At 55.2% G+C, this 21,421-nt stretch carries 13 protein-coding genes; 3 read left to right on the top strand and 10 right to left on the bottom strand.

What is annotated here, in order from left to right:
- Window positions 1-152 precede the first annotated feature (152 nt).
- A complete protein-coding gene (locus CLV58_RS06550; protein ID WP_245882242.1) occupies window positions 153-2,162 on the bottom strand; it encodes a tetratricopeptide repeat protein in 2,010 nt (669 codons plus the stop codon).
- A 111-nt stretch (window positions 2,163-2,273) separates the two neighbouring features.
- Here CLV58_RS06550 and CLV58_RS06545 point away from each other — a divergent pair, with 111 nt between their 5' ends.
- A complete protein-coding gene (locus CLV58_RS06545; protein ID WP_245882241.1) occupies window positions 2,274-3,134 on the top strand; it encodes a DNA/RNA non-specific endonuclease in 861 nt (286 codons plus the stop codon).
- Window positions 3,135-3,227: 93 nt separating this feature from the next.
- On the opposite strand, the gene CLV58_RS06540 is transcribed toward CLV58_RS06545, so the two are convergent.
- The 8 genes from CLV58_RS06540 to gcvH all read right to left on the bottom strand — a co-directional run bounded on the left by CLV58_RS06540 (window position 3,228) and on the right by gcvH (window position 9,778).
- On the bottom strand, window positions 3,228-4,292 hold the full coding sequence (locus CLV58_RS06540; protein WP_106136974.1) for a fatty acid desaturase family protein: 1,065 nt from the start codon (window positions 4,290-4,292) through the stop codon (window positions 3,228-3,230).
- A 212-nt stretch (window positions 4,293-4,504) separates the two neighbouring features.
- On the bottom strand, window positions 4,505-5,401 hold the full coding sequence (gnd, locus tag CLV58_RS06535; protein ID WP_106136973.1) for a phosphogluconate dehydrogenase (NAD(+)-dependent, decarboxylating): 897 nt from the start codon (window positions 5,399-5,401) through the stop codon (window positions 4,505-4,507).
- Window positions 5,402-5,601: 200 nt separating this feature from the next.
- Window positions 5,602-5,958 (bottom strand): VanZ family protein, encoded by a 357-nt coding sequence (locus CLV58_RS06530; protein WP_106136972.1) that lies wholly within the window; start codon window positions 5,956-5,958, stop codon window positions 5,602-5,604.
- Between the two features lie 45 nt (window positions 5,959-6,003).
- Window positions 6,004-6,729, bottom strand: coding sequence for a gliding motility-associated ABC transporter permease subunit GldF (gene gldF, locus CLV58_RS06525; protein ID WP_106137015.1), 726 nt, complete (start codon window positions 6,727-6,729; stop codon window positions 6,004-6,006).
- Between the two features lie 42 nt (window positions 6,730-6,771).
- Window positions 6,772-7,284 (bottom strand): DUF4199 domain-containing protein, encoded by a 513-nt coding sequence (locus CLV58_RS06520; RefSeq protein WP_106136971.1) that lies wholly within the window; start codon window positions 7,282-7,284, stop codon window positions 6,772-6,774.
- A gap of 57 nt (window positions 7,285-7,341) precedes the next feature.
- Window positions 7,342-7,899, bottom strand: a complete 558-nt coding sequence (locus tag CLV58_RS06515) for a DUF4199 domain-containing protein (RefSeq protein WP_106136970.1) — start codon at window positions 7,897-7,899, stop codon at window positions 7,342-7,344.
- A gap of 125 nt (window positions 7,900-8,024) precedes the next feature.
- Window positions 8,025-9,308, bottom strand: coding sequence for a dihydroorotase (locus CLV58_RS06510; protein ID WP_106136969.1), 1,284 nt, complete (start codon window positions 9,306-9,308; stop codon window positions 8,025-8,027).
- Window positions 9,309-9,397: 89 nt separating this feature from the next.
- Window positions 9,398-9,778 carry a glycine cleavage system protein GcvH gene (gcvH, locus tag CLV58_RS06505; protein ID WP_106137014.1) on the bottom strand — a complete coding sequence of 127 codons (381 nt, stop codon included), beginning with the start codon at window positions 9,776-9,778 and terminating at the stop codon, window positions 9,398-9,400.
- Between the two features lie 247 nt (window positions 9,779-10,025).
- Here gcvH and CLV58_RS06500 point away from each other — a divergent pair, with 247 nt between their 5' ends.
- Complete coding sequence (locus tag CLV58_RS06500) at window positions 10,026-11,897, top strand: sensor histidine kinase (protein WP_106136968.1); 1,872 nt, start codon at window positions 10,026-10,028, stop codon at window positions 11,895-11,897.
- Here the strand turns inward: CLV58_RS06500 and sov are convergent, their stop codons facing one another.
- Complete coding sequence (gene sov, locus CLV58_RS06495) at window positions 11,898-19,577, bottom strand: T9SS outer membrane translocon Sov/SprA (RefSeq protein ID WP_106136967.1); 7,680 nt, start codon at window positions 19,575-19,577, stop codon at window positions 11,898-11,900. It abuts the gene before it with no gap.
- A gap of 309 nt (window positions 19,578-19,886) precedes the next feature.
- Here sov and CLV58_RS06490 point away from each other — a divergent pair, with 309 nt between their 5' ends.
- Window positions 19,887-21,314, top strand: a complete 1,428-nt coding sequence (locus CLV58_RS06490) for an alpha-L-fucosidase (protein ID WP_106136966.1) — start codon at window positions 19,887-19,889, stop codon at window positions 21,312-21,314.
- Window positions 21,315-21,421: the final 107 nt, after the last annotated feature.

Below are 21,421 nucleotides of genomic sequence, written 5' to 3'. Positions count from 1 at the left end.
GTCTATACGAACGGTACTAGTATTCGGGGTTAGCAAAAGATTAGCCAATTCATGCTTCACAGATACAAAACGAATGATAAATTATTCATATGAATAAAAAAATCGCCGTAACTGCGGAGCAGCACGGCGATTTCAGGCAAGTTACCGGTGGATTAATAACGGGTCAGCACCGAGTCGGGCAGCGCCTGCACGTTTATACCCGTTGCTTTCATCAGGTTATTTCGGTTGTTGAGTCCGTCAACGTAAGCCGGGTTGACGATCATCGACCGGTTGTAGTAGTAAGAGGCCAGTTCCAGCTTACGCCGGTCGTTGTTGGTAAAGCCCTCCGTTTGATAGATTACGCCCAGGTTGTTGTAGGCTGGTGCGTACGCGTTGGCCGCGCGGATCGTCTGCTTATAGTAATACTTGGCCGAGTCGACGTTTGGTATAATTTTCTGGAAGACATACGCCATCGAGAAGTATGCTTCGCCGAAGTTCGGATAAATCCGGGTCGATTCCTGTAGGTGATCGAGTGCCCAGCGGCCGTGGATGTTCGCCCATTTCTGCGCGGTGTCGAGCGCTACCTGCGCCCGCCGTAGTGAATCGGGTTGCTTCAGCTTTGGTAGTTTCGCGGATACTGAATCCAGTACAGCACGATCTTTCAACCCCTTCTGAATCCATTCGTTGGCTACGTGGCGCTGCACCTGACAGCTGTTTTCGGCTGCGGGTAGTGCCGAGTTAAACAGCACGAAGTTGTTTTCCCAGTCGCGGTTCCGGTCGACGGTTTTGAACGAATACAGGCCGGCCACAACCGCCATCAGCGCGAGCAACGGGGTGTAGCGAGCCAGGGCCGGCCGGGGTGATGCGTCGGCAGACTCATCGGTAGCCGGTTGGCGGATCAGCAGTTTCTGGGCCGCCCAGACGAAAACGAAGGCGAAGCCCATCACGGCTGCGTACAAAAACCGTTCGGCGAAGATCCCGCCCCGTGCCCAGATGAAGCCCAGACCCGGCATCATGGTTACGAAGAACCAGAACAGGCCAAAGCCCCAGAGTGTGCGTTTGATGAATCCTTTCCAGGTTAGCCAGACTAGCACGATCAGCGAGACAAACCCGGCCCAGGTCAATAAATCGCCTTTACTGCCGGAGGGAATGATGTTGTACGAATAATCGTACACCAGCGGGTGCGGCAGAATCAGCAACCGGATGTAGTACATCAGAAATTTAAACGTTGTCGACTTCTGCGTTTTTTCGATGGCATATGGGTAGTTCGCCCAATCGACGGGTGGGTTACCGCTGAGCGTACCAATCATTTTCTGTTTTTGATAGAAGAAAAGGGCGGCTACGATCAGGAACGGCCACAGGCTGATAAGCGATTGCCAGACGTTGCGCCGGGCAAACCAGTACTGCATACCCGGAATCAGGGCGAGACTGACCACCGACGATTCTTTGGACAGGAAGGCCAGATACAGGGAGGTACACGAACCAACGATCCAGCCCCACTCCGCCGTTTCCAGATAACGCCAGTAGCTGAGCAGCATCAGCGAGATGAACAGAAAACTCAGGATTTCGTCGCGCCCTTTGATGTTGGCAACGATCTCGGTATGCAGGGGGTGGGCAATGAATACCAGCCCGATCAGAAAAGCGATAATCGTTTGGCCGGGGAGCCACTTCTGCAATAATATCGCGATGACAGCACCGGTCAAGCCGTACAACACCGCGTTGATCGCGTGACTAATACCGGGTGCCGTGCCGAAAAATTCCTGTTCCAGCGCAAACGTAATCAGTGAAAGCGGGCGGTAGTACCCCAGCGAAATATTGCTGAAGTGCCAGAACTCCGTACGCATCAGATCCGGAATACCAGCGATACCTTTACGTACGAACAGGTTTTGTTCAATGGCGGCAATGTCGTCGAGAGCGTACTGATGGCCAAACGTGTTGGCGTACAGCAAGACACCCAGCGCGGCTAATACAGCGACGGGCCACCAGACGTAAGGGCGAGCGTCGATGGGCAGATCGGATTTGGCGGTCGTTGGTGTGGACGATACCGGGCGGGTTGGCTGCCGAACAGCGGCATCGGCGGGGCGGGTAGCCGCTGGCGTCGATGGCTTGGGAACGGCGGGCCGGTTCGTCCGGTCGGTGCTGGGTCGGTCGGTTGGGTTACCAGCGGGCTTTTTTTTGGACATGAGAGCAGAAAAGCGTCTGTTTCAGATCAGTTTTAGCGGTAGCGGTGTGGGACTTATTTTCCTACGTAAAGGTCATCAGGAATGACAGTAAAATCAATTCAGCGTTTTCGTATGAAAAAAACAATTCTCTTTTTTCTTTCAATTAGCCTGTTTATCAACGGCTGTCGGCGGCCGGTATTGCCGCAGGTGCAGGTTCCGCCAACCGTTAGTACGGAGCCTACCCGCGACGATAATCTGGCCCTGGGCAATCCTATGGCTGGTCGGCCCGAAGGACCCGATAATTTCCTAATCCGGCGAACTACTTACGCGTTGTCCTACAACCGACAGCGGGGCATTGCCAACTGGGTAAGCTGGCATCTGAGTCAGGCCTGGAAAGGAAGTGCCCAGCGAGCCAACGAATTCAGGCCCGACCCGCTGCTCCCGGCCGACTGGCCCATCATTCGCACGTCCGACTACACAAATACCGGCTTCGACCGGGGGCATCTTTGCCCGTCCGACGATCGGGATGGATCAGCCAGCGATAACGCTACCACCTTCTTTTTATCCAACATCGTGCCACAATCACCCCGGCATAATCGGGAGGTTTGGCGGCTGCTGGAAGAGTTTGAGCGTAAGCTGATCGACGGCGGGAATGAAGTCTATATCATTGCCGGGCCGAATGGAACGGGGGGTACTGGCCAGAACGGGGCCGCCAACACGATTGCCAACGGGAAGATTACGGTGCCGGCATTGCTCTGGAAAATTATCGTTGTCTTACCAGTCGGTACCGACGATCTGAACCGGATCAACAGCAATACGCGGGTCATCGCCGTTGGTATTCCGAACGAACCATCGGCCGCTGACAAACCGTGGCAGGCGTACCTGACGAGTGTCGACGCACTGGAGAAACGCACTGGGTACGACTTTTTGTCCAACGTCCCCGCCGATATTCAGCGCATTATCGAAGCCCGCATCGACGGTAGAAATAGTTAGAAAACAAAAACACCGGGTTGAAACCCGGCGCAAGATGAAATCCATCTATGATTGCGCCGGATTTCAATCCGATGTTTTTCTGAGTATCGAGCACTATGCCGCTACAGGTTCGGCTACGGCCAGCGGAATGCGCTGCGTACGGCTGCGAAGCAGGTCGATGGCTTCCTGTTCGTCGGCAAACGCGCCGTTGACATTGACCATATGCTGGGCCAGCCGGTCGTAGCGACGACGCATCAGCAGGAAAAAAATCTGTAGGAAATCCAGTCCGTCGAAGATCACGGCCTTATGCTGCGCGTACTTATCGATGGTTTTCTGGAAAAAGATAGGGTGCTCGGTCCAGTGCATGGCCGGGCGGATATGGTGACTGATGTGGTAGCCGTCGTTCCAGCACTTCTTGTTGTATTTTACGTTGATGCACGTAATGCTGTTTTTGTAGGCGTTGCCGGGATCTTCGCTACACACAAAGGCGTGCTGTGTCCAGTTGCCGAGCATGGCGATCAGGCGGTAAATAAACATGGGCAGAATGAATACCGCAACGGCAGCGGGCCAATTCACGAAGCACAGGGCGATACAGAAGGCAAAAAAGAACAGCTCGCCGAACATCGCGCGTTTGGCCAGTTTGCTGCGGTTTTTCCAGTGCAGGTAGCCGACCAGTTCGTGAACCCCTAGCAGCAGAAACTGTCCGAAATAAGCCAGGAAGCTGCGCAGGCTATCCCGCTGATAGGTCATCGTACTGCTTTCATCATCTTCAAGGTTGTTTTCCGAATGGTGCATGCCGATGTGGTGGCTGTAGTACGTTTCGGGCGAGTGGCCGAAAAACGGAGCCAGTATCCACGGAATGTACTTGTTCAGCCAGTCGTGTTCGGATTTGAAAAACTGCCGGTGGCTCGTGCAGTGAAGCATCAGCCCAAACGGGCCCTTGAACACGAAATTGCTGATGTAAAAATGAACGGCTGCGATACCCCACCATAGAGCGCCCGTGACAAACGGCATGAACAACAACACGGCTAGTGGGATCAGCGTCAGTGTAATTTTTATCGCCAGGTAAGCAAAGGGCAGATCGCGCTCATCTTTAATCAGTGTCAGCAGCGCCCGGTCGAATCGTGAATACGTTTTTTCTACGAATGTAGGGTCGTTGATGGGGCCAAGGGTCTTCATGCAACTACGGTAGAGGAGGAGGGGGTTAAAAAATAAAAAGCCGGCGGATGTCAAACAATCCGCCGGCTGTCAACAGGTGCTTATGAGTACAACGAAACAAATCGGAATAGATTTGATCCGGTGCCCGATATAAGCCACTAAATGATTCGCAAGGGAATTCGCTCCGAACGCAAGTTCTTACTATTTGAAGCGAATCCGTTGAATAAAAAAAATTATTTTTTCTCGACGGCGTGGCCGCCAAATTCGTTGCGCAGTGCAGCGACCACTTTTCCGGTGAACGTGTCGTCCTGAAGAGACCGGTAGCGCATCATCAGCGACAGCGCGATAACGGGCGTTGGAACACCCATGTCGAGGGCTGCTTCCAGCGTCCATTTACCTTCGCCCGACGAGAACATCCGCCCTTTGATTTCGTCCAGCTTGGGATCTTTGCTGAATGCGTTCTGGGTGAGTTCCATCAGCCAGCCGCGAATTACCGATCCGTGGCTCCACATCTTGGCGACCGCTTCAAAATCGATGGGGAACTCGCTCTTGTCCAGTACCTCGAAGCCTTCGGCAATCGACTGCATCATGCCGTACTCAATCCCGTTGTGTACCATCTTGACAAAGTGGCCGCTCCCCGACGGTCCGGTGTAGAGGTAGCCGTTTTCAACGGAGATCTGCGTGAATACCTCGTGCAGTGGTGCGATTACGTCGGGATCACCGCCAACCATGGTGCAGGCTCCGTTCAGAGCACCACTCATACCGCCACTCGTACCGCAGTCGAGGTAGCCGATCCCTTTTTCTTTCAGGTAATCGTGCCGACGGATCGAATCTTTGTAATGCGAATTACCACCGTCGATGAGGGTATCGCCCGCTTTGATAACGCCCAGTAACTCTTCAATGACCTTGTCGATCAGCGGACCGGCTGGAATCATCAGCCACAATATCCGCTTTTCGGGCAGAGCATCGTACAACTCCTGTAAGGTGTAGGCACCCTGTGCGCCCTGTTCTTTGATGGAATCAACCAATGTCCGGTTGACGTCGTAGCCGACTACGGTATGACCATGACGGATCAGGTTTTTGACGAGGTTGAACCCCATCTTGCCCAGGCCAACAAATCCAATGTGCATAAAAATCAATGGTTAGTGGGTCTCAAATTGGGAAATTTTCCCGAACGGGTGACCAGCCCTTCGTTCTTTTTAACGCAACACTATGGGTTACAACCGAAAACATCCGGTAGAGTTCGGCGCGCCGGCCAGTTTTGGCGCAGGTAATACTCCCCAAAACTGACATGTCTATGCCCGCTCACCAGCCGACGCCAGCCTGATCGTCACAGATCAAACCGCTTCTCCAGGTACCGGCCAACGGGCAGCGCTAGTAGGATACCAACGCAGACACCGACCGTATCGGCGATGGCGTCGGCCAGATCACCCGACCGGTTGATGGGCATTACGGCTTGCCAGACTTCGATCAGGGCACCGTACAGGATACCCGCCAGCAACACCTTTACGACGCTCTGCCCGTTGAGTCGCCAGAGAAAGCCGAAGGCGGCAAAGATGGCGATGTGCGTGAGCTTGTCGCGGTTCGAAATCGATTCCGGTACGTCCTCGCCCGGTAGTGAACAGCCGATAAACATGATGATTGTCCAGGCAATAGCAGCCGTCAGGATCAGCGTTTTCAGATTCATGGTATAGTTGGTATGACGGCCGATTTTGTCAGCGACTACTGATTGTTACACCGCAGCTTTCAATCGGCCAACGGTTAGCCACAAAAAGAAAACGATGAGGCTAAGCAGGTAAATAACATTGCGGGAATCGATCAGACCACGACCCAGCGCCCGGTATTGTTCGTCGAGTGCGAAGTAAGCCACGTAGTAGCTCAATCCGCCCAGCACCGATAGCCCGGCTATCGCGCCCAGCCCGATGTAAAGCAGAAAGCAAAGAAATACCCCCAGTACGAAGGCGACGACCTGATTGTCATTAAGCGACGATGCCCACAGGCCAATGGCGACGAACACCCCCGCGAGCAGCAGCAAGCCCGTATACGCACCAAACACCCCTGCCGAATCAATATTGCCGATGGGCGAGCCAAGCTGGTAAAGGGTGACATAATACAACAGCGTGGGCAGCAGTGTGATCCCCACCAGCAGCCAGCAGGCCAGAAACTTACCCCCAACGATAGCCCACCGGCTGACGGGTTTGGTCAGCAGCCATTCGAGCGTGCCCGTTCGGACTTCGTCGGCAATGGTACGCATGGTGATGGCCGGCACCAGAAACAGCAATACATAGGGCGTCAGACTGAAAAAGGCCGACAGGTCCGCATAGCCCGCTTCCAGCAGACTCGTTTCCGGAAATACCCATAGCATCAGCCCGATCGCCGTCAAAAAAACGGCCATGATGATGTAGGCAATGGGCGACGAGAAAAACTGATTGACTTCTTTCCGAAAAATAGCCAGCACGGGAAACACAGAGAAAGGCGCGTCATTGAGCGACGCGCCGGATTAAAAGACGGGGCGGTTACGACGAACGATAGCGGCTACGATCAGCGTCAGCAGTACGCCCATGATGATGGTGCCAAATACCTGCGCCACGAAGACGAAGCCCGGTGCCTGAAATTTCTGCGCCATCTCCATCGCCTGCTCAATCTGCTCGTCGCTCATGTTTTGCTTTTCCAGCTGTTCGCGGGCTGCTTCCGTAGCGCGCTGCTGAATCGTTGGGTCGATGACGACGTTATAAAACGTAATAAAGGCCGACGACAGTAGGCCCGCCACCGCTGACAGCAATGCGCCGATGCCCATGCCTTCACCGTACGTGATGAAACCTTCGTTTGTCCGGCGGTATTCGACCAGTGCCAGCGATATAAAGGCGACCATCGCCACGATCGTCAAGGCCGAAAAACCAGCGTTACCCACCGGCGTGGTCATGTACATGATAAGCGTAATCAGAATCAGGACAAGGCCGAGAATTCCACCCCATTTCAGGGCAAGGCGGGCCGAAGAAGGTTGTTCGTTCATGGTGTTTGCGCCCAAAGACGCGTTTAGGGAAGCATCGGTAAGTGATGGAAAAGCAGGTTACGGCTGTCGAAAAACACCGTAATCCTGTTTGCGAAATATCAACGAAATAATCAGTACCGGCAACACAGCCAGAGCGGTTTTCTTTGTCATCTCGTCGGGAAGTAATACCCCCGGTGTCATGGTACTGATTTTCTGCCACTGTTGGTTGAAGGTCTCCGGCCCGAACTGATCGGTCAGCTGCTTTTTGCTGTCCAGCAGTAGCTGTTTGGAGTTGGCAACGTACTCGGCAAACACGTCGGGACTGACAACCGTCACGAAAAAATAAATGAGCCAGCCCGTTATCAGGGCCGCTATCGTATTCAGCACATAACAGATTGTGATGCCCTCCCAAAGGTGCATCATGCCGTGCCCCACGTATTTGCGGTAGTACCAGACCGTGGCGACCATCATAATGATGACGATGCCAAAATCGAGCACGCGGATATTGCCCAGCGGAGGAACGCCCAGTGCGTACAGCGCCAGGAAATAAAGGAAGCAAAGAACGCCGGTGGCCAGACCGGCCAGCAGCGGAAACTTCAGCAGCGGATGGTTGAAATAAGAGAGAAAGCCGTTCATCGTATTTTGTTCAAAAGTCTATGGTCAACGTTTACGGAGGCTGTCAAGCCGGGCGCAGCTGAGAAATAACGTACCGTACCGAAGAAAGGGACGATGGTGCCGCAACAGCCCTGAGCCTTACCTTCTTACACAGTAAACGTCGTGCCGACCACGGTGCCTACCACTCGCCCGGTGAGGGTTTTACCCAGAAACGGCGAGTTGTGCGATTTCGACAGTGTCTTGTCGTATGTCCACGATTGCGTAGGGTCGAACAGCGTCAGCATGGCCGGTTCACCTTCCGCTAATCGCAGCGCGGGCAGGCGGAGAATCTGCCGGGGGCGCGTCGATAGCCGGTCAACGAGTACCGACAGGGGCAGGGCGCGGTTGTGCGTCATCAGCGCGGCAAAGACGGTTTCGAGTCCGATGATGCCGAACTCGGCCATGTCAAATTCAAGGTTCTTGCTTTCCGCATCCTGTGGCGTATGGTCCGAAACGATCGCATCGATCGTACCGTCGGCCAGCCCCGCCCAAAGTGCGTCGACGTCAGCGGCTGACCGGAAGGGGGGTCTGACTTTCAGATTGGTGTCGAAACTCGCCAGGGCCGTGTCATTGAAAACCAGTTGATGCACGGCTACGTCGCAGCTGACGGGTAAGCCCTGCGTCTTTGCCTGCCGGATCAGGTCGACCGACCGGGCCGACGACAGGGTCGAAAAGTGCAGCATCGGCGCGTCGGTGGATTGCGTGTCGCCTTCCAGCACGTAAGCCAGTAAGCGCAGATCCCGTTCGACCATAATCTCTTCCGCCAGCGCGGGAATGCCCTTCATCCCCAGCAGCGTACTCTGCACCCCTTCGTGCATCTGTCCGTAGTGGGTCAGCGTCGTTTCTTCGGGCTGATTGATCAGCAGGCCGCCAATGGGTTGCAGGTATTGCAGCGTCTTCAACAGCAGATCTGGGTTTTGCAGCGGATGCGTACCATCGGAAAACGCGACGGCTCCGGCATGGTGCAAATCGATCATATCGGTAAAATCGACCCCGGCCGCTCCCTTGGTAATCGCAGCCATTGCATGAATCCGAACGGGTTGCCCGGTGCTCATCCGTTGTACGTAGCCCAGCGGTCCTTTGGCATCGACGACGGGTTGCGTGTTCGGCAGCAGTACGATGTCGGTAAAGCCCCCGGCTGTCGCGGTTCGGCACACGCTCGTCAGGTCTTCCTTGTGCTCGAAGCCGGGGTCCTGCGCCAGCACCCGCATATCGATCCAGCCCGGCGATACGTGCAGATTATCGGCTTCGACAACCCGTGTACCGTCGGGGGCCGGTATGTCGGTGCCGATTTGACGAATCAGGCCGTTTTCTATCAGCAGGTCGCAACGCTGCCCATCGTGGGCCGACGTTGCATCGACGATCTGTGCCGCGCGAATCAGTAGGTTCATGAAGAAAGTTGGTCGTTACGTTTTACAAAAAAAAGGCTCCCCGGCATGGTGCCTGATGGAGCCTTTTTTTCCGGTATGTACTAGAACGATCAGGCACCCACCAGTTCCTGATAGGCGTCGACGCTCAGCAGTGCATCGAAATCTGTATTGGCTGGTTTGATCTTGATGATCCATCCGTCGCCGTACGGATCGCTGTTGAGCAGTTCGGGCTTTTTCTCGACTGCGCTGTTCAGCTCCAGAATCTCCCCGTCGATGGGCAGAAAAAGGTCCGATACGGTTTTAACGGCTTCGACCGAGCCAAACACATCGCCCTGTGCCAGCGATTGACCAACCGACGATACGTCGACAAAAACGATGTCGCCCAGTTCGTGCTGCGCAAAATCAGTGATGCCTACGACGGCCGTTCCGTCTTCTTCCAGCCGAATCCACTCATGATCCTGCGTGTATTTCAGTTCTGCGGGGAAATTCATTTCGGGTACGTGATTTATGGCCGCAAAATACGACATCTGAACCCGTATTTGCAATGAGTAGCCCCATTCTGTTGCGACCATTGACCCGTTGCCGAACGAGTTGGTGTATGAACGTTTGGTAGCCTGGCAACGAAGCTCGTTGATCGTCTGTCATTCCGAGCCTGCCACCGGGCCACCGTTTGCCGCTTAGTAGTGTGGCTGACGTGACTGCCTAACTTTCAGTACTTTTGCGCCTTTTCCTAAACTGATGAAGGGCATACGTTTACTTGTTGCTTTACTCCTTGTTGCTCAGGCGTCGTTGTTGCGGGCGCAATCGGCGCGGGTGGTGCTGGACTCGATCAGGGCAAGACCCGACACCGTACAGATAAAAACCTGCCGCCGATTCGCGGATCGATTTGTTGACCAGGGGCAGTTCGACACGGCTGATTCGGTTATGCAGCGGGCGCTGGAACTGGCTACGCAGAATGGCAAGCCTGGTGTGCTGGGTAAGGTATACCGGTCGCTGGGCTATGTAGCGAAGCAGCGGGAGGAATACGCCAGGGCGCTAACGTACTTCCAGCGGGCTATCACCCTGCAACGACGGGCGAATAACCACGAGGAAATATCGGCGCTTCTGGTGATGATTGGGCATATCTACGAACGCATAGGCGACGAAGTCAACCGGGGTAAGTACTATCAGGCGGGGCTGGCAGAAGCACGACGGTATCGACTGGTTGAGGCCGAAGCGGACGCACTGTCCAATTTGGCCAACTTCAACGACAATCCGGCGCACCGGGCTGAATCACTGGCCTATAGTGCGAAGGCGCTTCAGTTATACAAACAGATCAACGACGACTGGGGGTACCACGTACTGTTGCTCAACCGGGCAATCACCCAGAAAAATGCGGGTCAGCTGAACGAATCAGAGCGGGCCTACCGGGAGTGTCTGCGATGGGCCGATAAAGTGAATGAGCCCGCCATTAAAGATCACGTGTATATTAACCTGCCCAACACGTTATTGCTGCTCAATCGGTTGGCAGAAGCGAAGCGATATGCGAAACTGGGACTGGAACGAGCCCCGCATTCCAGCGAACCAATCAACATTCATAAAGAGGCATACGATGTGCTGACCCGTATCGCCGAAAAAGAAGGAGACTACAGGCAGGCACTGGCGTATCATCGGCAGTACGCGCTATTTCGGGACAGCGTGCAGACAGCGGAGAAAAGTAAGCAACTGATCGACGCCGAAACGCGGTATCAGACGGCGCAGAAGCAGGCCCGTATCAGTCAACTGGCTACCGATAACGAGCGACAAAAACACCAGCTCTGGGCATTGGTCGGCGGTACCGCATTGCTCCTGCTATTGGTCGGTATTCTGTATGGTCAGTACCGGATTATTCGCAAAACCAACGCGCAACTGGCCGACACCAACCGGGTCGTTTCGGAGAACAATGCACAGATCAGCAAACAGGCCGACCAGCTGAAAACGCTGATGCAGGAGTTACACCACCGGGTGAAGAATAACCTCAGCATCATTTCCAGCCTGCTACGGCTGCAATCGAGCCGGTTACAGGATAAAGGCGCTGCGCAGGCCGTACTTGATGGGCAGTTGCGGGTAGAAGCTATGGCTCTGATTCACCACCGGCTTTATCAGGGGACCGATGTAAGCCGCCTGAATATGCAGGACTATATCGGTGAACTGGCTCATGAACTGATGCGGGCTTACGATTTTACGCCGGACGCGGTCGATCTTGAGCGCAACGTAATGCCCTTGCAACTGGACGTCGACGTTGCCATCCCGGTTGGTCTGATCCTGAACGAACTGCTGACAAACGCGTTCAAATATGCTTATCACAGCGTCGAACGACCCTATCTGCTAATCAATTTTGGTACGGTCAACGACGGAGCCGACACCGAAGGGCAACTCGCACTCCGACTCATTGTGCAGGACAACGGGCCGGGTATCGACACCCAGTTGTGGGGCCGGGGTAACTCCTTCGGACACCGCCTGATCGTGTCGCTAAGCCGGCAGCTAGGCGGTACGATCAGCGTCGATAGTCAGCGGGGAACCCGGTTCGAGTTGTTTATCCCGGCCAGCGAAATCTGGAATCGCTACAACACGAAACTGACGGCGCTGTAGCTATTCAGCCAGGTTGAACTTCACCTGAATACCGCCCGCCGTGGTTGCCCGACGGAACGAGTTCGATACCAGCGGATCGTTGAACGTACGGTCGAAGTAGAAGTTCAGGTTGAGTCGGCGGCTGACGATGTAGCTTACCTGCGGACGAAGCTGGAAGTTTACGTTACCGGCCGTGATGGTTTGTTCGGCGTCGAGTTTGCGCTGAATGGCGCGGGTATCGCGCAGCGTCAGGTTCATCGAGAACGTCAGGTCGTTTTTCAGCTTCTTGTACGCACCATTGATGCGGAACGGAATTCGAACGTTCTGCCGGGTAAAACCAACCGATGCCGTCAGATCTTTGTTGGTCAGTTCGGCCACCTGCGCGTTAGACAGGTTCAGCGCTACGTCGCGGCTTTGGTTGTATTCCAGCCGCCCGCTCACCCGACTCTTGGTCTGAAACTGTACGCCCAGCATCGGCGCAAACTTCTCCGACATCGTGATCGTACTCATCGCGAACACCGGCACGTACTGCCCCAACTGGTTGACCGCCGACGCCAGTGGATAGCCCTGCACCGACAGGTTTACGAAAGCTGCACCGTAGTCGAGGTTCGAGATAAAGTTACCCACGCTGTAATTCGACGTGTAGCTGTGCGTGATGGTGAAGGCGCTGAACTTATTACGGATCAGTGGTAGCCCCGACAGTCCGTTGTAATCGACGCGCCAGTTGGGTAGCGGGAAGCTGTAGAATGGCGAAATCTGCGCCTTTTCTTTCGGCTGACCGCTGTAGGCTGCGAAGAACGACGGAATCAGTACGTCCTGTGAGTTCTTGTCGTATTTGCCCCGCGTTTCCGGGTTTGTTTGCGTGAGTCGTGTCAGGAAATAGTCCCGATTCCTGGCAAACTCGTCGAATATTGGCGAAGTATTATCTTTCCGCAGGCCTGTGAAGGCGGTACGGAACGACCAGAACGACATCGAAAACTGACCGTTGCGTACGGGGGTCTGCGTCTCGAAGGGACCGCCGATGGAAGCCGGGCGGAAATACTCCTGATAGGCATCGGTCCGGCTAAGTCGCCATTCGACCTGCATGCGGAAATCCTTGAACGGTTCGAGCGTAGTTCGGGCGTTGAAGTTGCGCGACAGGTTTTGTTGAAAGGCCGTGTTCTGCACCGTACTAGGCGACAGCCAGCCCTTGTCGGCGGCTTTGTAGGCAATATTACGGTCCTGTCCGCCCAGCACAAAACCGAGTCCGGGCGCTCCGTTGCGGTCGAGCCCGAAGAAGCGGGGGGTGGGCAGGAAGCCCGGCAGAATGGTCGACTCCTGTATCGTATATGAGAAATTGATACCACGAACGGTAAGCAGCGCACGGGTGAAGTTTTTCAGCACCTTGCTTTCGCCCCGCTCGATTTCTTCAATGTCGCCGGGGTTACGGGCAAAGTTTTTCCGGACCGGCGCGGGGGTGTTGGCAAAGCGCAGGTAGCGAATTTTATTGTACAGCCGGATGAGGTCGACGCGGCCGTTGATACCCCGCTCGCGGTTGTTGCGCAGAATGTTGCCGAACGGCACGTTCAGTGAATCGACAATGCCGTACGAGTTCGCCTGGAACTGATAGCCCATGCCGTATACCGCGTCGGCCGACATCCAGTCAAGCAGCGGAATTTTGTCGAGGGGAAGCCGGTAGGTTGCTCGGATGTCCTGCACAAAGTTTTTCAGTCGACCGAAGTGCCGCAGACTCCGCATCATCGAGTCCCGTTTGGCCTGCGTGTCGATGTCGCCCGCTGGTTCATCAACGATGGCGTTTGCCTGCGCTTTGTAGGTCACGATCAGGCTCCGCGTCAGGTTCCAGGTCAGGTCGTAGTAGCGGTTGAACAGGAAGTATTTTTCGTACTGGGGCAGAATGCCTTCCGTCGTCAGGTCGGAGTTGCGGAGCTGGGTTTTGATAAAACTCCGGTCCAGATCGGTACGCAGCGATACCAGCGAGGGCAGGGGGGTCAGGTTAAAATCTTTCAGCCAGCGCAGGTACGGCGCTTCGAACGAGGCTTTGTTGCGGAACGGCTCGATGGCTCGTGGCTGACCGGCGAAGGTGTACGAAATACCGCCCCGGTTCTGCTGCTGCACGTATTCCTGCGTCAGGATATTCGTCCGCTTGACGTCGTTGAAGGCGTAGCTCAGCGCGAAGTTCTCAACGTCCCAGAAATGCGCTTTGGCATTGGCGTTCGTCTTGATCTTCCGCACGTTCGTGAAGTTATACCCGCGCCGGGTGGTGTTGTCCTGCACCAGCATGTTGTACCCGCTGCGTTCCGACTCCGCGCGGGTTGCCAGTGAGGTTTGCAGCGGTACGTCGGGATCGAGCGGATCGAAATGGGGCGTTACGTTTCGGTGGTCGTAGTTGACATACACCGGTATCTGAATGCCCCATTTGCTCGGCAGGAACCGGCCTAATGCCAGCCCCGACGCCACGCTAAATTCGGTCGTGGTTTCCAGTGCCCGGTCGCCGATGCGGGTTTGTACCCCCCCAAAGCCAAACGTCTGTATCCGGCCCGATGCCGTCAGCGTGCCCAAGTCGGCCAGTTTCATGTTGACAGCGGCAATGGCGGCCATCCCCGCGTGCTGATCGTAGCCGTAGGCCCGCATCTCATCGACCCAGATCGTAAACGTTTCGGCCCGTTCGCCGTCGTTCTGTTGTTTCGGGTTACGCACCCCGATCATCACCGACTGAACCGAGCTTAAATCAGGATTACCTACCACTGTTATGTTGTAGCGCCCATTGGCCGATAGTGCCGAGAAGGGGAGACCCGTTCGGCGGGTCAATTGCAGGTTACGCTGGGCTTTCAGGTTGACCAGTTCCTCGAAGGCAATGTCGAGGTTGTTGGCTTCGGGCCATACCTGAAGGCGGAAGTTCTCGTCATTAGCATCACCCGTCAGGCCACCCGGGGTCGCCTGTAGATTCGGGACTTCGATCTCGTAATAGTTGTCGGTGTAGTCGGTACCCAGCCGCACAAAGGCCGACACCTGCCCGCTGGTGTTGGTCGGGTTGTGCATGTGGATGAACATACGCAGCGAGTTACGAAACAGCAGGTTGAAATTCGTATTACGGAAGGCACCCCGTGAATCGCCATCGCGCAGGTTGACCACGCTCATCCGCATCGACTGCTCGTTTAGTTCAACCTGATTGACCTGCGTGAAGTCGCGGTCACGCACGTAGCCCGGCGGTACCGTGTAGGTATACTTGTTTTCGTTGTTCGCTGGCGTTGTGCCCGATACGGCTGTGGTTGACTGACTACTATTTTCTTCGATGTTTACCGTCGATACAGTGAACTGAGCATCGTACGGTTCGGGGACTTCCTGCAAGCCGCGCTGATTCAGGTCGCCAGTGTATTTGCGGTACTGATTGGCTTCCATCTGCAACTGGGCGAAGCGCAGCACGACCGGTTCGGCAAAGCCCGTGAGGTACATACGCATGAACCGGATCGACTTGAAACCGTTGATATTTCCCACTTTTCGCAGGTACTCGCGAATCGGAATTCGGAACTGATACCAGGTAACCGGTGTCCCGCCCGCGACAGAGTTCGGTACCGTTATTTTATCGACAATGTATTTTCGACCTACATCGAGTTTCCCTTTTTGTAAATCGATTTCGTATTCGTAATACGCTTCGGTATCGTTAATTGTATTATCGATGTTAAGGTCTTCAATGTCAGGAAGCGTTGTTGAAGCCGGTGTCAGAAACTGGCTAGTCGAATTGTTTTCGGGCGAGTTGTTCTCCATACCCATGAAGTACTTGTACCGCGCCACGATGTACCGCGCCCGATCCGCTTCTTCGCCCAAATAAAATTTAAAATCGTCACCGGAGGGATCGTTTCGAATAGCTGACAAAGCACTGGTATCCTTAACAACGATCGCCACTTGGCGTAAGTAGTCGCTAAATTTCTGCTGTTCGCCATTGGTGACGCGGCTGCCCAGTCCGTCGAGACCAATATCCTGCTGATCACGACCGCCACTCTGAAAGGCATTGGTGACGAACTGCTGCCGAGGTGCGCGGCCCCAGGCTGTATTGTCGGTACCACCATTAATCCGCGAATCGGGTATGCTATCGATGGGATAACCGTTTTCAAATTCGTAACGACTGTCTTTCATTACATCTTCAGAGACGTCTCCGAGATTGAAAATCAACTTTCCGCCATTTTTATTATTAATGTTTTTAGCGGGGTCGGCACTCCACCGAACTTTTCCGTATTCACCATCCACAAAGGGGTCCATCAACCAGAATGTCAGGTTCTCGATGTTGGCGTTGTCGAAGTCTATGTCAGATGCAATGGCGCGGGTTACGGCCCCAAAATTCTGAGTAGGCTCCTGGAGCGTACCATCGGAATTTAGATTAGGGTTGTAATTGTACATGCCCCGCTCCGATGGGAAGTATGATACGTCGAGAATACTTTCGGGCAAGTTCACCACCCGCACCGACCGACCCGGAAACAGTTCCTGCGGCAGAAAATAGCGTTCGTAAGCGTACTTGTTCACCTCCTCCGGATCGATGTTCGACGCTACCCCCACCTGACCGGGCGTGTACAGCGACGGATCGACCGAATACACCGAGATGCGGGCGCGTCGGTACGCCGACTCAAGGGGGTTCTGGAACGAGCCCTGTGGGAACTGCTGTGGTGTACTACCCAGCCGCCAGCGGGTTGGTTGGCGGGTCAGGTCGAAAATGGTCCGGGCGGCTTCAAAATCGTCAAGGTAGCTTTCGTTGCGGGCTCGTGGGTTGGTACCTGGCAGCAACTGCGCCACTTCGCCCGTTGCCTGAATGGTCGACATTTCCTTGGTCTGCACATTAGGCAGCTTATCGAGCAGGCGGGTCAGGCTGGGAATGTCCTTGCGGATGTTGGCATTGATACCCAGAATCGTGTTGTTGACCGGCTCATTGCCCAGGGCCACGCGGGTCAGGAAGCCGGCGGGAGTTTCCTTCATGTGCATGGCGGTCAGACCGATGCTGATGTCGCGGTTGATCGCGTAATCGAGCCGTGTACCGATCAGCGTTCTGATCTGATTCTGAAACAGATCGGGCTGTTCGTAGCCAATGCGAATCTCGCGGCCGGAGTTCACCACGCTTTCATTGACAATCCGCAGCCGGCCCGTCTGACTTTCGTACACGTAGTCGGTACCGGGGGACAGGGGTACGCCACCCGCTGTAACGGTAATCGACTGCTCATTGACGCCATACGGCAGGGGTACTTCGGTACCGTTACCCGACTGGAAGGCACCCTTCAGGAAAAACTTGTTTTTATCCGCGATCTGCCGGGCGTCGGCCAGGGTGGTGCGGTATAGCTGATCGAAGACATACTTAGCTTTCAGGTTCGTTTCGGTCGTCGTAAACTGACTGTTCAGGTAGGAGCCGAACGGTTCGAGAACCGGAAAGATGACCTTCCCCAGCGTACTGTTGATGGTGATATTCTCGACGTAATCGAAATTGCCGTCGGGTTGCGCGTCGAGCTGCTGGTTGAGCCGGTCGAGCCCGAACACCCGGATCAGCGGTTTATTCTGGAGCAGTACGCCTTCCTGCAGGTTGGGGTTGTCGATACCGGTCAGGTCGTCTTTGTAGATTACCCGCAGTTGGAAGCCCTGCCGTGAAATCTGCCCTGTATTGATGGAATAGATGTTTTTCATCATCAGGTTCCACATCGGCAACTGCAGGTTGTTGCGCAGTGTGGCCGACTTCAACAACTTCAACACCAGCACCTCATCCGCCGGACGAGACTGGTAATCTTCAGTCAGTTCCCCGACTTTATACCGCCGACCCTGGTAGGTGTATTCAAACGCAACGGCCAGTACTTCGTCGTTCCGCAGGGGGGTGATCAGCGAAATGTAGCCAAGCTCCGGCTGGAGTTTAAAATCGCGGTCGGTCAGGCGCTTGGCCCCGCGCAGGAAATCGAAGTCGGTGCCTTTCGTCAGGCCAAAATTGGTAACCAGGGCTTCTGTCGTCTGATCGACCTGCCGGAACGGCGCATTGGTGTTGCCGGTTAGTTTTGCGTACAGGCCGTTGGCGTTATTGTCGGCTACCGACCGGGTATTGATCGGTTGCAGGTTCGGGTTGCCCGTGCTGTATGGGTTGCCTTCGCCCAGGTCCTGAAAACCAACGATGTTCCGCAGGGTCTCGGTCGTGTTTGTCCGGTTGGTCACGTACACTTCGACCCGTGTCACGTTTACGCCCGAGGTTACCTGCGGCAGCGTTTTCAGCGAACGCTCGTAGTTGCTCCGGAAAAACTGCGACAAAAAGAAGTGCCGGTTTTCGTCGTATTCATCGGCGCGAACCTCGAACGGCCGGTTCGAGGTGCCACCCCGAATCACGATCTCGCTTTTCCGCGACCGTTGCTGCGAGGCTACGACTGTCGCGTTGAGTTTACCGAAGCGCAATTGGGTCTTGATCCCGAACAGGTTCTGCACGCCCGGAATCAGCTGACTGTTGACCGCCCAGCTGATGTTCCCCACTTCCAGCCCCTGAATGATGCTTTCATTCTGCGGCTGAAATTGTCCGGGTGTTGGTAGTTGGCCGTTCATGCCCGGCAGGGTAGGGGCAGTGGGCAGGTTTGGTACCCCCGGTAAGCCACCCGAACCGAGGGCAGGCAGGCCACCACCGGGTCGGTAGTTGACCTTTAGCGCGTTCTCGAAGTTGAACGCGGCTTTGGTATCGAAGTTGGCCAGTACACCCAGCCGCTCACCGATCTTACCGTTGAAATTGATGCTGATCTGTTCGTTGAACAGGAAGTTACCGTTCCGACGCTGCCGTACTGGAATGACGGGGTTGTCGATAAACTGGTAGAGGTAGCCGAAGTCGAGCGTGACAAAGCCGTTGGGCTTGAAGTCGACGTTGCTGCCGCCGAACAGCCGGTCGACGAGGGGCGGCAGTTCAAGCTTGGGAAATAAGCCCCGACCCGTGAGCGCGTTTTGGCCGTCGCTGCTGGCACCGTATTCACGCCAGATGTTCCGTTCAACGCGCTGATTCTGTAGTTGATTGTAGGTCGAAAAAGGAACGGTTTCGGCTGGTCGGAAGGGCAAGCCAAATTGCGCGGGTGGTAGCGCCACGCTCGGTAGCGGTTCACCCGGTGGCAGCGTGCCCGGTGCGACGATAGGCGCTGTCGCACTGCCGGGCGTTGCACTGCCTGGGGTAGCGCTACCACCCGGTGTGGTAACACCCGGCATGGTAGTGCCAGCTACATTGTTAGGCATTGGTGCGCCCGACAAGGAGACGCCGGTTCGAACACGTTCCGATACGCCGACGCGGCCATCGGGGCTGAGCAAAAAATCGGTGGAGACGCCTTTGGGATCACGCAGAATAAACGGCGACCGGGAGGGGCGTTCGGAGAAGCGGGTTGCCCGGCGGTCAGGCCAGTTTACGGTCGGGCGTCGGTTGGCCGAACGAAGCGCCCGCAGACTGTCGGTACGGTTCTGATTCACCTGCCGGGTCGAGTCGGCCCGGAACTGGGCGCGCCGACGGGCATCCGCGCGGGCTGAGTCAGCCTGGGCCTGTTGCCGGCGGGCAGCGGCACCCCGGCGGCCCGCCGGGGTCTGGGCCTGTCCCAAACCGGCACTGATGAGCAGGCCGATCAGTAGCAGAAGTAGTCGTTTGCTGACCAGTACCCATGTCGCCCCCTGTTGGGTAGAATGGTTGATAGTCAAGAAATTACAAACGAAGTAGGGGTGGGTCATTGACTAAGCGTGCTGATTCCGGCCAAAGCCGTACCTGGCTGTGACTATCCTTAAACGGCCAAAATCGCGCCAATTGTCTAGGAAGACAGTATATTTTTTAATCGGCTTTAAACCTTTTGGGTGCATTATTGTTAGGAGCCGTCCGTCGCAAAGCTAAGCGATCTGCAGAAGAAAGAAGAAGGGCGAAAGAAGAAAGCAGACAGCCGGTAGGTGAAAGATAAGCTACCCCCTTTCTTTCCGCCCGCCAGTTGTCGTCTTTCCGCGCTATTCCGGCTTACCTTTGTCGGTCTAATCGTTATACGACCTACCATGAAACGTACCCACCGGCTTCTCGCCCTTTGCCTGCTGACGGCGTTCGGCGCATCGGCGCAGCAGCATTCCGAACAGAACAACAGTCATTACGTAGCCCCGACCGACCCGGTCGTAAAGCAAAAACTCAGTCAGTGGCAGGACATTAAATTTGGCTTGCTGATGCACTGGGGTACCTACAGCGAACGCGGCATTGTGGAGTCGTGGTCGCTGTGCCCGGAAGACGAGGGCTGGTGCGAGCGTAAAGGACCAACCGCCGTCAATTACTTCGACTACAAGAAAGGGTACGAAGGATTGCAGACTACGTTTAACCCGGTCAAGTTTAACCCGGAGCGGTGGGCCGAAGCGGCAAAGAATGCTGGCATGAAGTACATGATTTTCACGACCAAGCACCACGACGGTTTCTGCATGTTCGATACGAAGCAGACCGACTACAAAATCACCGACGCAAAAACGCCCTTCTCGACCAACCCGCGCAGCAACGTTACAAAAGAAATTCTGGAAGCCTTCCGCAAGCAGAACTTCATGGTCGGCACTTACTTCTCGAAACCCGACTGGCACGTCGACTCCTATTGGTGGCCGTACTTTCCCCCCAAAGACCGCAACGTCAACTACGACCCGAAGAAGCACCCGGCGATGTGGAATAAGTTCAAGGACTTCACCTACAACCAGATTCAGGAGCTGATGACGGGCTACGGTAAAGTGGATATTCTCTGGCTCGATGGTGGCTGGGTACGTCCGTTCAGTACCATCGACACCACCATCAGCTGGCAGAAAACCATTCCGTTCGATCAGGACATCGACATGGCCCGGATCGCGGCTATGGGTCGTAAAAATCAACCCGGCCTGCTCGTTGTCGACCGGACGGTAGAGGGAGAATTTGAGAACTACGCAACGCCCGAACAGACAATTCCGGATAAGTACATGCCTATCCCCTGGGAGTCGTGCATGACCATGGGCGACAGCTGGTCGTATATCCCGAAGGAAAACTTCAAACCTGCCCGCAAGCTGATTCAGACGCTGGTCGACATCGTTGCCAAGAACGGTAACCTACTGCTCAATATTGCGCCCGGTCCCGATGGCGAGTGGCACGAAGAAGCGTACGCGCGGCTGAAAGAAATCGGCAGTTGGGTCGCCGTCAACGGTGAGTCGATTTACGGTACCAAACCTGTGACACCGTACCGGCAGGGGCAGTGGGCGTTCACGTCAGGTAACGGCGCATCGTACATCTCGTACCTGCCCACCGAAGCCGAAACGATGCTGCCCGCCAAAGTTGCCCTCCCCAAGTCGGCGAAAACGATCACGATTCTGGGGGTGAAGCAACCGCTGAAAGTGACCAAAACCGCCGAGGGGGCCAGTGTAGTCATCCCCGAAAAGATCCGGCAGCAGCTGGCCAAACAGCCGGTCTGGGTTTTCAAACTCGTGTAATACAGTCCCGCTCTAATAAGCCTTAAGTAACCATATCTGGGCTACACAAGCCGTTTGTACAGTTTTGCCGGAGACTGTACAAACGGCTTGTGTATTTTGGGGGCAAT

The sequence above is a fragment of the Spirosoma oryzae genome (genome assembly GCF_003002825.1).
Classification (GTDB): domain Bacteria; phylum Bacteroidota; class Bacteroidia; order Cytophagales; family Spirosomataceae; genus Spirosoma; species Spirosoma oryzae.
This window is presented reverse-complemented; position numbering and strand designations above follow the sequence as displayed.